Here is a 12,608-nt window from a genome sequence, read left to right as displayed (position 1 = left end):
CCTGCGCAAATAAAAAGCCAGCACATAACATTGCTGGCTTTTTTCGTTATGCCAATGCTTAGGGGTTAGCACCTACCACTGGTGGTAAAAAATCGGCTAATGCATCTGGTAATCTTGGTTTACTGTATAAATAACCTTGGGCAAAGTCACACCCATTAATGCGTAAAAAATCTGCCTGGGCTTGCGTTTCGACCCCTTCGGCAATAATTTGTAAATTCAATGCGTGGCCTAATGCAATTACCGCCTTGGCAATGGCCGTATTATTCGAGTCGTGCGGAATATCACGCACAAAAGATTGATCGATTTTAAGCTTATCAATGGGGAGTTTCTTCAAATAATTCAGTGACGAATATCCAGTACCAAAGTCATCAATACTCAATGCAATACCCATCGCACCTAATAGTTTTAAATCACGAATAATGGCATCAGGATCGTGCATCATGCAAGATTCTGTCACTTCTAACTCTAAGTGTTTTGCCGGCAAGCCTGTTTCCAATAAAATCAGCCTAACTTTTTCAACAAAGTCACTGCGCTGCAATTGTAAACTGGCGACGTTGACCGAGATACGCTCAAAAGATTTCCCTTGAGTTAACCACGCAACACCTTGCAAACAAGCCGTTTTTAACACCCATAATCCGATATCCCAAATTAAACCAATTTTTTCAGCAATGGGGATAAACTCACCAGGAGATATATCCCCTAAAATGGAGTCATGCCAGCGTATTAACGCTTCAAATCCGCAGGTTGATAAATCATTTAATGCCAGCTTAGGTTGATACACTAAATAAAAGTCTTCATTGATGAGAGCTTGATGTAACGCCGTTTGTAACTTAATTTGCACAATGGCTTGCTTGGTCATCGACTCAGTATAAAACGCATAGTTATTGCGGCCGTCTTGTTTGGCTCGGTGCATTGCGGCGTCCGCATTACGCAATAAGCTGTCATGATCATCACCGTCGCTGGGGTAAATACTGATCCCCATACTGGCCGTCAGTCTTACAGACTGTGCATTATCAAGTATAAAGGGTAATTCAAATACACTGCGAATACGGTCGAGGGTTGATGTAACATAATCAGTACTCATAATATTGGGCAGCATTACAACAAACTCATCACCGCTTAGACGGGCTAACACATCGAAATCTGATAATGCATAAGACAAGCGCTTGGCTAATTCAACTAATATCTCATCGCCCATAACATGGCCAAGGCTGTCATTAATGTGCTTAAAAAAATCGATATCAAGAAAAACAACCGCAAGTTGTTTTTTGGCTCTATGAGAGTGGTTAACTTCTTGTTCTAACAAAGACATAAATTGCATGCGATTAGGCAGCTGCGTCAATGGGTCAAAATAAGCTAAATTCTTCAGCTTTTCTTCATTTTGCTTTTGTGCCGAAATATCAGCAAATACCGCGACGTAATATTGAATGATATTATGTTTATCAAATACCGCACTAATGGTAATGGCTTGAGGAAAAATTGCGCCATGCTTACGGCGATTCCATATCTCACCATGCCATTTGCCCTGCACCAATAGCGTGTTCCATAACTTATCAAAAAAGCTTTTGGGATGACGACCTGATCTTAACATTCGTGGATTTTGGCCTAACACTTCTTCGCGGCTGTATCCGGTAATATCAGTAAATGCCTGGTTAATTTCAGTAATATTGCCGTCGCTATCTGTTATCACGACTCCTTCAACAGCATTTTGGAATACATTGGCCGCCAGAATGAGTTGGTCTTGTGCCTCTTTGTGCTTGGCAATGTTGCGGGTCATGCCAATAACACCCGTCAATTCACCTTGGGCATTAAACACGGGCGCTTTAATGGTTTCTAGCCAGACTTTATTAAAATTAACATCCACTTCTTCACATTCAGACACCACTACCGTAGAGCCAGTAACGATAGCCAATTTATCACTTTCAAGAAACTGTTCTGCTGTACGTTGGTCAAATAAATCAAAATCGGTTTTACCTACGATTTGCTCTTTTGATTTTCGCCAAGCGCGTTCGACACTTTTATTGCAAGCGATATAAATACTTTGAGTATTTTTTATCCACACATGTTCATCAAATGCATCAATAAAAGCCTGAACATCAACATCATGTGTCACCTGTTGATCATGTTTAATCTCGAGATCGATATTTTGCACATAGACTCGTATGGCACTGCTCAACATATCAGCAATGCGTGTTTGAATCGCGGTGAGCTCTTGGAATAATTCTGGTTTATTAAGATTATGATTGATTGAGCTAAAGCTGAGTGCTGCTAATACATACCCATGCTGATCGCGTATTAACTGGTGGTACACTTTTGCATTTTGACCATCTGATGCTGTGACGGTAGGGATAAGACAAAGATGTTGTAACAAACTGATTTGATGTTGCTGACGAGTACGCTCATCTGCGCTTTGGCTAATGCAAATGTCCTGCACTAGATGATCAGTAATGTTTATTTGGCTAAAGGTAACGGTGAGACGAAACTCGGCAGAAATATCATTTATTTCTTGCTGCCATTCTCTGAGTTGAGCTTGAGAAATAGCTTTTGTTAGCATAACACCTTCCTAAATCTATACATTAATAATCGCGACCTACTTATCGCCAGCAAAGCCACTAGTCTTTCATTGAGCATATAACAGGCAATAGACCAGCCTATCTTAATCCCAGTATAAACAACATAACAATGGATAACTATAAGCTATAAATATTGATAACACGCTATGGATGAACAAATTAATCACAATATTCAATCATAAGTTAGGTTTTTAAAACAAATAAGGAACCCTAAGGTTCCTTATTTAACTTTACCATCTAACAAACTGTAAATATTAGTGATTAAAGATTTTTTAATGCTGCAATGCGTTTCTCTAACGGTGGGTGGCTCATCATAAAATCTGCCATTGACCGTTTACCGTTAATGCCAAAAGCTGACATTTGTGCTGGCATCGCGCCTGACTCAGGGCCTTGACGTAAACGCTCTAGCGCGGCAATCATTTTACCTTTACCCGCTAAACGAGCTGCGCCTTCATCAGCTTTAAATTCGCGAATACGTGAAAAGTAAGCCACGATCATCGAGGCCAAAATACCAAACAGCATGTCTAATACAAAAACCACTGCCATGTAGGCAAACATGCCTAAGCCTTCACCTTCTTCATCATTGCTAGACACAACATTATTAATAATGCCAGCAACCACGCGAGCAGCAAAAATAACAAAGGTATTCACCACTCCTTGAATTAAGGTTAATGTCACCATGTCACCGTTAGCAACGTGGCTCACTTCATGGGCAAGTACACCTTCGATTTCATCTTGAGTCATGCCGTAAAGCAAGCCAGAGCTAACCGCGACAAGTGCGTTGTTTTTGCTTGGACCGGTGGCAAATGCATTCATTTCTGGCGATTGATATATCGCAACTTCAGGCATTTTAATGCCAGACTTTTCTGCTTGGCGAGCCACTGTCTCAACTAACCAGCGCTCTGTATTATCACGTGGATGGGTAATGACTTCACAACCCATTGTCTTTTTAGCCATCCATTTTGAAATGGCTAAACTGATAAACGAGCCACCAAAACCGAAAATGGCAGCAAATACTAACAGTCCACCCATAGATTGGGTATTAACCCCTAGAATAGACATAACAATTGAGGCAACCAGTAATATGGCAAGGTTGGTTGCGATCAACAAAAATATACGCTTCATTTAAGCTCCTGTATGGCAAAATGCCGATTTACGATTGTTACTACAGACATAATATGTCCATAATTTTAGAATTCAAGCTTAGTTATATTAAAAAAGATTTATGAGTCTTTTTACATCGATAAAACCCTACTTAAAAATCTAGCGAGCAGAGTCTAGGGAGAGATTATTAATTGAAACTGAAAAACATCAATCGATGATAAACTCAGTGTATGCAATGGTTAATCTTTGATAAACTATCGAAAATAAGAACAAAAAAGGAATTTTTATGAGCATTAATGCATTAATGTTAAGCGCCTCGCGCGTCGGTGATTCAGCCTATTTAACTCACACGGTTGAGCTTATCCGCCCACTCACTCAACCAGGGCAACAATGGTTATTTATTCCCTATGCCGGTGTGAGTGTCAGTTATGATGAGTATTTAACCAAAGTGCAAACGGCATTAGCGCCGCTGCCCATCACCATTAACAGCATTCATCAATTTGCAGATCCTAAACAAGCGATTCAAGATGCAGCTGGCATTTTGGTTGGCGGCGGTAATACCTTCCAACTCTTAAACGAGCTATACCGCTACGATTTAGTGCATTTAATCCGCGAGAAAGTTCAAAATGGTATGCCGTATGTGGGCTGGAGTGCAGGTTCGAACATTACCGGTACTAGTATTCGCACCACAAACGATATGCCAATTGTGGAACCCCCTTCATTTACTGCATTAAGTATTCTGCCCTTTCAGTTAAATCCGCATTACACCAATTACCAAATGCCAGGCCACAACGGCGAAACTCGTGCGCAACGCTTATTGGAGTTTACTATTGTCGACCCATTAACCCCCGTTATCGGTATTCAAGAAGGCAGTGCATTATGGCGCCAGGGAGATAAATTAACCTTGATAGGCAATCAAGTGGCGTACCTATTTCATGGTAAACAACAAGAAATTGAAATTGCCGTTAATAGCGATTTGTCTGACTACTTAAAATAGTATTTCGACAGCAGCTCGTCGATTAAGTAAATTATTTTGTAAAACTAACCCGTTAGGCTTAAAATTTAAGCTTAACGGGTTAGTACAGAATATTTATTTACTATCGTATCGATTTCGCTCATTGGGTATATCAGTTAAATACTCTATAAACTCCACTTCAAATCCATTAGGGTCAATAAAATAACGACTTTTATAAGCAAAATCTTCTGCGCCCATAATAGCAACGCCAAACCCCACCAACGCTAACCGTGTCACTAACGCATCGATATTATCCACCACATAGGCAAAGTGAGCTAAACCCAAAGCGTTACTTTTAACATCACGCATATTTCCTGTACCAGAATCATTCAATGATAAATAATGGTAATCATCACCAAAATGTAGCCATTTCCGTGGGGTGCCATGCCATATAGACTCACCGCCACCGCGTACTCGCCAATGTGGAAACGCAGCCTGATAAAAACCCAAGGTTTCTTCCAAATCATTCACGACCAAATTTAAATGTTCTAATCGCATCACTTATCTCCTTATGATTAATGCAACACAGCTTAATACCTCAGGTTAACTTGAGGTAAAGCACTAATTTTGCCAAAATAATAAAAAATTTGGAGTGTATATGTCAGAAGAAGCAGTATTGAGTGTTGGCCAAGTGGCAAAGCGTTGTGGAATTAACATCTCTGCAATCCATTTTTACGAGCAAAAAGGCCTGATTAGCAGTTGGCGTAATCAAGGTAATCAACGTCGTTATTCACGCGATGTCATTAGACGAATATCTCTTATCAAAGCGGCGCAACAATTAGGCATATCTTTAGATGAAATTGGCAGCGCATTTGCTTCATTGCCCAATGGCAGGACAGCCACCAAACAAGACTGGGCGGCATTATCAGTTAATTGGAAAGACACACTCACACAGCGTATAAGTCGATTACAAAATATAAAAGATTCACTTGAAGGTTGTATCGGTTGTGGCTGTTTATCGATGAATCATTGCCCTTTGTATAACCCAAATGACCTGCTCGAACCACAAGGTCCGGGGCCTGTACTGTTAAACAAAAAAGCCTAGTATCAAAAAGACACTAGGCGTAAGCAATAAGCTAAATTGGGGAGTGATAAACAATAGGATGAAGATAAACGATAAAGTGGTCGCATTAAGTTTTAAGCCACCACTTTACCTGCCCATATGCTGAGCTACACTGGGTTAACCGAGTGTGTTTGTACTGACAATATCAATTTTACGAGGCTTCATTGCTTCAGGAATTTCACGTACTAAATCAATATTTAATAAGCCATGTTCTAGTTCCGCACCCACAACGCGTACGTAATCGGCCAGTTGGAATGTCCGCTCAAAGCCACGTTCTGCTATGCCTTGATGTAAGTACTTACGGTCATCGGTTTTTGTCGTCTTATTACCTTTAACTAACAGTTTCTCACCCTCGCTCATAATGTCTAACTCAGACATTGCAAAGCCTGCTACAGCCATAGTAATCCGATAACGATTTTCACCTAGAAGTTCAATATTATAGGGAGGATAGCCACTGTTAGCATTATTAGCAGCTGCATGTTCAGCAAGTTGGGCTAAACGGTCAAAACCAATTGCGCTACGGTAAAGAGGTGTTAAATCTGGTGTAAGATTAAAGTTTCGCATGTTCATATCCTTGTCTAAAGCAATATGTAAAAAATGACCACTATTTCATAACAGTGGCAATGTTAGTAACAGCCCTTACGGCACTGTCATAGTCAGAGTAGTAAAACCTCATTCGAGCGTTTCGTTATCTATCCTGCTACAAAATTAGATATATGGACACAGTGTTTAATATCAAGGCAAATGAATAAATAAATTTAAAAAAATAGATAAAAATATTAAATTACAACAATATTTCAATAGCTTAAACACAACCCATTATAATCAATTACGCCTGCAAACCTGTTTAAATGACTTTTGTCACTAGTAATTATATTTGAAAACGTCACAATAACTCTCAACGCAATACATCAATAAGGATATGTTATGAACCCTGCAACACTGGCACTATTAATCCCAATTATCGCCATTATAGGCAGTTTTATTGTGAGTATTATGAAGCTTAAAGAGCGCCAAAGCCTGGCGGCAAACCAACAAGAAAACAACAATAAGTCACTGCACGATGAAATCAGCTCGTTACGTCAACGTATTGAAGTGTTAGAACGAGTGATTACTGAAGACGCGTATGACTTAAAACAAAAAATTAATAACGCATAACAGAGTATTTATTGTTGTTAACACCAAAAAGCCACCATTATCGGTGGCTTAATGATTTAACGGCATGTCGAAACAAACAACCAGTTAACTGTTTACGGTTATTTATTGACCGAAATTGAGCGCCTAAATAGCGCTAAACTGCTCACAAAAAACACCATCCCAAGCCCAATAATATTCAGCAACTCTGGCCACACAATACTAAAATCGGCACCACGAAAAACCACCGCCTGCGAAAATGCCATAAAGTGCCGCGAAGGGAATATCCATGTGAATGGTTGAACAATGGCAGGTTGACTCTCAATGGGCGTAATCCCTCCAGACAGTAACATCATGGGGATGATGACAATCATTAACAGTAAGGCAAACTGCGCCATGGTGCGGGCTATGGTGCCAAGAAAAATCCCAATCGAGGCTGCGGCAAATAAGTAAATCGTTGTTCCACCCACTAATAACCAACGGGATCCAGCAATGGGGACATCCAGCAAGGTTTCGACCATAAAGAAAAGTGACAACGAAAAAGCAACCAGCACAATAAGTCCGTTTGCCCATACCTTGGACATAATGATTTGAAATGACGTCAGCGGCATAACCAGTAAATGCTCAATGGTGCCATGCTCACGTTCACGCAGCAGTGCAGCGCCTGTCAGAATAATAGCCAACAAGGTGACATTATCGAGCAGCGCTCCCATTGAACTAAACCAGCTCATGGTGCCATTAGGATTAAATGCACGGCGCTGGACTAATACTACGGGATAATCGATGGTTACATTAGAGCGATTAACAAAAAAGTTAACCTCCTTGGTGATGATACTTTGAATATAACTATTACCTAAACTTGCTTGAGTCACAGCGGTTGCATCAACATCGATTTGCACACTCGGTAAGCGTCCATCACGCACATCTGCCTCAAAACGTGGTGGAATACTTACCACAAACATAAAGCGGTCTTGGTCCATGACTTGGTCTACCTCACTGGCAGATATTTGCTCTGCAAACTTAAAATAAGGAGGATAGAAAGCATTGGCAATGTTACGCGACAGCGTTGAGTGGTCTTCGTCGACAATCGCAATGGATGCATTATTCACCGACTCACTAATGGCGGTTGAACGCGAGTAAATCTGCGCACTGAATAAAAACACAATCAGTATAATCATGGTCACGTCACCCATGACACTACGAAGCTCTTTAGTACCAAGCCAGAAAATATTGCTCCAAATTCTCATCGGTTATGCCTCCTGCTTTTTCAAACACGCCGCAGCCAAAACCACTAAAATAGGACCATAAATCGACAACATCATGATGTCGCCTGTCAGGTCAAAAAAGTCTAAACCTTTAGTAAATGCCGCCACACTCAAATGCATATAATAGGTTGCCGGCCACGCCATACCGATAATGTACCCGCCACCTTCTAACGTGGATGTAGGTTGCACTAACCCCGAAAACAGCGCTGTAGGTAATAGCGATACGATAGTGGTTGCAAACACCGCGGTGACTTGAGTTTTCGTGACAGATGACACCACTAAACCAATGCCAGTTGAGGCGCACACATAACAAAATGCCCCAACGGTGAGCCCCAATAGGCTGCCTTTTAATGGAACCTGCAATAAAAACACCACCAAAAATGTCAAAATAAAAAAGTTGATCATGCCAATAGCGATATACGGCAGCTGTTTACCAATAAGAAATTCAAACTTATTGGTTGGCGTAACAAAAAAGTTAGTGATAGTGCCGACTTCCTTTTCACGGGCGATACTCACAGCCATGAGTATTGCCGGAAAGAACAATAACAATAACGCTGGCGTTTTAGGCCCAATGGAATAAATACTTTCAAATGAAGGGTTATAGCGATAACGAGACTGCAGATCGACATTATACAGTGCACTGGCATCAACCCCGGATTCTGTCGCTAATTGTGTAAGGTACCAAATATAGCCACCAGTGACATAGCCTTCGATAGTGCCGGCTCGGGTGGTATTAGCACCATCTATCCATGCCGAAACGTGTGCAGTCTGACCCTTTTTAATATCGCGACCAAAACCGGCCGGGATCTCTATCGCCAAGGTGATATCGTTAGACTGTAAGCGCCGCTCAAGCTCGTCTTTACTTTGTAATACAGGTCTTTCGATAAAATAATGAGAGCCTTGAAAGTGACTAACGTATTCTCGGCTTTGCGGTGTTTGGTCATAATCGAGCACCGCGAAAGTCAGATCTTCAATATCTAACGAGATCCCATAAGCAATCACAATCAACAAAATCACACTGCCAAAAAACGCAAATGCGAGGCGAATTTTGTCACGCATTACCGCCATCATTTCAAGATAACTATACGCCAGCAACCGCGATAAATTAAAGCCAAAGCGTTTTGCATGCTGTGGTTGGCTTTGGCTTAATGTCGTCGGTTCTGAAGTAGGGGCTATTTCAAGTTGCGCTTGCTTTTGAGGGGGCTGGCCTATCGCATCTTCAAGATAACTGATAAAAGCTTCTTCAAGCGACGTTGACCCTTTGGCTTCAACAAGGTGTTGTGGCTCATCGTAAACTAAGACTTCACCTGCATGCATTAATGAAATACGGTCACACCGTAACGCTTCATTCATAAAGTGGGTTGAAATAAATATGGTGACTTTATCGCGACGTGATAACTCAACAAGCAATTCCCAAAATTCATCACGTGCAACAGGGTCAACACCTGATGTGGGCTCGTCAAGGATTAGCATTTCTGGCTCGTGGATCACCGCAACCGCAAGTGACAAGCGTTGGCGGATCCCAAGTGGCAGTGATGATGCCAAATCATCCATTTGCTTACGCAAACCAAAGCGATCAACCAGTACATCAATTCGCTCTGTGGCTTTCGAAGCAGATAAATGGAACAAACGCGCATGCAAGGTCAAGTTCTGTTTAACCGTCAGCTCACCATACAAGGAAAAAGCTTGCGACATAAACCCTACTCTATTGCGCATGTAGATATTGCTGGCATCGACAGGCTTACCAAATAAAAACGCCTCACCCTCTGACGCAGGTAACAGTCCGGTCAACATTTTCATGGTGGTTGTTTTACCGCAACCATTTGAGCCCAAAAAGCCAAAAATCTCTCCGGCTTGAATGTCAAAACTCACATTACTGACAGCAGTAAAATCCCCAAAACGACGGGTTAACCCTTTGGCTGTAATTGCAGGTGAAGCATCGGTTTTTTCAAAAGGAGGAATAACAAGCGCATGACCACTGCCGCGCTTTTCTTTTGGTAGTAGCCGAGTAAAGGTTTGCTCGATATTTTCAGATTGAGTTTTGAGTTTGAGTGCTTCAGGTGTACCCGAGTCCAACACATGGCCTGCATCCATAGCCACCAACCAATCAAATCCTTCGGCTTCATCCATATAAGCGGTAGACACTATCACGCTCATGCTAGGCCGTTCACTGCGTATTGTGTTAATTAACTGCCAAAATTGTCGCCTAGAGAGAGGGTCGACCCCGGTAGTTGGCTCATCTAATATCAATAAATCGGGGTCATGAATAAGCGAACAGCATAAACCCAGTTTTTGTTTCATCCCGCCGGATAACTTACCTGCTGGCCGTGATAAAAATGCATTAAGGCCCGTTGCATGGGTGAGTCGGTCAATGCGGGTTTTACGTTCAGAGGCCCCCTGGCCAAATAATTTACCAAAGAAATCGAGGTTTTCGGCAACACTGAGCTCACTGTATAAATTCTTACCTAACCCTTGAGGCATATAAGCAATACGAGGGCCAACATTTGAGCGATGTCGAGCCGAGGCCATATCACCGCCAAGCACTTCAAGATTACCACTCTGTAATTTTCTGACCCCAGAAATCAGTGCCAACAAGGTTGATTTACCCACCCCATCAGGGCCGAGTAAACCCACCATTTGTCCCGAAGGGATACTGAGCGTAACATCTTCAATCGCCATGACTTTTTTATATCTATGACTAACATTGCTAATACAGACGATCGGTTTGTGTTGTTGGTCCATGATTATGTACCCACATTAATGTTAATTGACTGAATTAGGCTCAGAGTCTGGCAACAATTGTTGAAGAAAATCAGGCCACGGAGTCAGCTGCTCTCCGGGTAAAGGTGTCAGGCGTATATAAGCCACGCCACGCACGCCAGTCTTCACATCTTCTATGTGTTTTTGTACTAGGTATTGAGGGATCCGCACCTTAACACGAAACATCAGTTTTTCACGTTCACTAAGGGTTTCAACTTGCTTTGGGGTAAATTGTGATTCGGGTGATACAAAGCTCACCGATGCAGGAATGGTATAATCGAGAACATCTAATTTAATTCTCGCCTCTGCACCTATCGCAATACGATTTGCTGGTGCCGAAGGTACAAATATCTCCATATAGACATCAGCAAGGTTAATCATAGTCAACACTTTGCCACCACTGCCAAGCACCTCACCTGGTTCGGCAAGTCGGTATATCACTCGACCAGTCACTGGGGATTTCAACACACAATCATCAATTTGAGTTTGGATTTCTTTGGTACTGGCCCTAACAGCATCCACCATACGTTCACGATAAACCAGGCCAGCCTTAGCCGCCTGAAGCGCGGCTTTAGCAACAGCAACCTGACTGACTCTTGTATCATAGGTTTCTTTACTAATATGGTTATCTTTTACCAGTGCTCTAGCCCGAGACAATTCTTGTTCGGCTAACACTTCCTCAGCCTTTGCCTGCTCGATGGTTGCCAGAGCAGAAGCAACTTGGCTTTCAGCACTGGCCACATTAGCTTCAGCACCAAGCAGTTGAGCACGCAATTGATCGGTATTAATTTGCGCGACAACTTGTTGCTCTTTAACAAGGTCCCCTTCCTGAGCCAAAATGGTATCGACCCGTCCCGCTATTTTAGTTGATACATCAACTTCTACAGCTTCAATTCTGCCGTTACCTGACACTAAACCACCGGCTAGCGGAGCGACTTGTAAATATTGCCACCCCCACCAAAAAGAAAAAATAAGCACTATAAAAACAACGATATATATAACTCTCTTCAATATGTTATTCATTGTCTAAAAATCCTTCTATGAGTGACAGCAATCTTTTTTAACGCAACAAGCTGACATTATTCAATCTCTGTCAAAAACCTTGTCTCGGCACCACAACCTTGAACAGTATTAATCGGCTAGAGAGCCAGACATGCATAAAATGAGAAGAGACAACGGCTCGTAATATGTTACCTAGTTGCAATAACAACTAAAGCGAATCAATATCAGATTGTAAAAACCGCTATCCTCACAGATAAATCTAGATTTCATTTGTCGATGTATTTATTTAACGCACAAGTGCAGCAAATGATGATATTTAGCAAGGTAGAAACGGTATTCACAACGCTCCCCCCATTCAAACGATAAATTAGTGTATTAACTCAATTAAATTTTGTATCAATAAAAGAGGTTAAACCTTGATCTGCCTCACAGTTAGGGTGAATAAGCGGACATAACTTAAAATAAGTACAAAAGTTTGATCATTCTCTGCTATGCATTCGAGCAATGAATATTTCAATCACAATACTATTTGCTCAAATTCAAGACGTAAAAAAGCCCGTTGCGTTAGCAACGGGCTTATCACTACTCTTTCGAGTAAATTAGGCGCCTGGAAATGACCTACTCTCGCATGGGGAGACCCCACACTACCATCGGCGATACTGTGTTTCACTTCTGAGTTCGGAATGGGATCA

Annotated in this window: 10 protein-coding genes and 1 rRNA gene; 3 read left to right on the top strand and 8 right to left on the bottom strand. The window is 41.7% G+C overall.

All coding sequences use genetic code 11. The features are described 5' to 3' along the window. Positions 1–58: 58 nt before the first annotated feature. Both AC19MV_RS19290 and htpX read right to left on the bottom strand, forming a co-directional pair. The gene (locus tag AC19MV_RS19290) at positions 59–2,554 is read right to left on the bottom strand and encodes a putative bifunctional diguanylate cyclase/phosphodiesterase (protein ID WP_498309592.1); all 2,496 of its coding nucleotides are present in this window, start codon (positions 2,552–2,554) and stop codon (positions 59–61) included. Between the two features lie 280 nt (positions 2,555–2,834). Further along, a complete protein-coding gene (gene htpX / locus AC19MV_RS19285; RefSeq protein WP_432403938.1) occupies positions 2,835–3,698 on the bottom strand; it encodes a protease HtpX in 864 nt (287 codons plus the stop codon). A 265-nt stretch (positions 3,699–3,963) separates the two neighbouring features. On the opposite strand from htpX, the gene pepE reads away from it, so the two are divergent. Continuing rightward, entirely contained in the window at positions 3,964–4,674 is a 711-nt protein-coding gene (gene pepE, locus AC19MV_RS19280; RefSeq protein ID WP_498309590.1) for a dipeptidase PepE, read from the top strand. 93 nt (positions 4,675–4,767) lie between these two features. Here pepE and AC19MV_RS19275 read toward each other — a convergent pair whose 3' ends face one another. Then, a complete protein-coding gene (locus tag AC19MV_RS19275; protein ID WP_498309588.1) occupies positions 4,768–5,193 on the bottom strand; it encodes a VOC family protein in 426 nt (141 codons plus the stop codon). Between the two features lie 97 nt (positions 5,194–5,290). Between AC19MV_RS19275 and soxR the strand changes: the two genes are divergently transcribed. Continuing rightward, positions 5,291–5,737, top strand: coding sequence for a redox-sensitive transcriptional activator SoxR (gene soxR, locus AC19MV_RS19270; protein WP_498309586.1), 447 nt, complete (start codon positions 5,291–5,293; stop codon positions 5,735–5,737). Between the two features lie 135 nt (positions 5,738–5,872). Here soxR and AC19MV_RS19265 read toward each other — a convergent pair whose 3' ends face one another. Next, on the bottom strand, positions 5,873–6,319 hold the full coding sequence (locus tag AC19MV_RS19265) for an Hsp20 family protein (RefSeq protein ID WP_432403952.1): 447 nt from the start codon (positions 6,317–6,319) through the stop codon (positions 5,873–5,875). Positions 6,320–6,682: 363 nt separating this feature from the next. Here AC19MV_RS19265 and AC19MV_RS19260 point away from each other — a divergent pair, with 363 nt between their 5' ends. Continuing rightward, positions 6,683–6,913, top strand: a complete 231-nt coding sequence (locus AC19MV_RS19260) for a hypothetical protein (RefSeq protein WP_160054258.1) — start codon at positions 6,683–6,685, stop codon at positions 6,911–6,913. A gap of 98 nt (positions 6,914–7,011) precedes the next feature. Here the strand turns inward: AC19MV_RS19260 and AC19MV_RS19255 are convergent, their stop codons facing one another. The 4 genes from AC19MV_RS19255 to rrf all read right to left on the bottom strand — a co-directional run. Continuing rightward, on the bottom strand, positions 7,012–8,136 hold the full coding sequence (locus AC19MV_RS19255) for an ABC transporter permease (protein ID WP_498309585.1): 1,125 nt from the start codon (positions 8,134–8,136) through the stop codon (positions 7,012–7,014). 3 nt (positions 8,137–8,139) lie between these two features. Further along, a complete protein-coding gene (gene rbbA, locus AC19MV_RS19250) occupies positions 8,140–10,896 on the bottom strand; it encodes a ribosome-associated ATPase/putative transporter RbbA (protein WP_498309583.1) in 2,757 nt (918 codons plus the stop codon). 21 nt (positions 10,897–10,917) lie between these two features. Then, positions 10,918–11,937, bottom strand: coding sequence for an HlyD family secretion protein (locus AC19MV_RS19245; protein WP_498309582.1), 1,020 nt, complete (start codon positions 11,935–11,937; stop codon positions 10,918–10,920). 584 nt (positions 11,938–12,521) lie between these two features. Further along, positions 12,522–12,608: ribosomal RNA gene (gene rrf, locus AC19MV_RS19240) — 5S ribosomal RNA — on the bottom strand; the annotation flags it as partial.

The sequence above is a fragment of the Shewanella sp. MF05913 genome (assembly GCF_059758095.1).
Note: the sequence above shows the minus strand (reverse complement) of the source record. Positions and strands in the feature narration are given on the sequence as shown.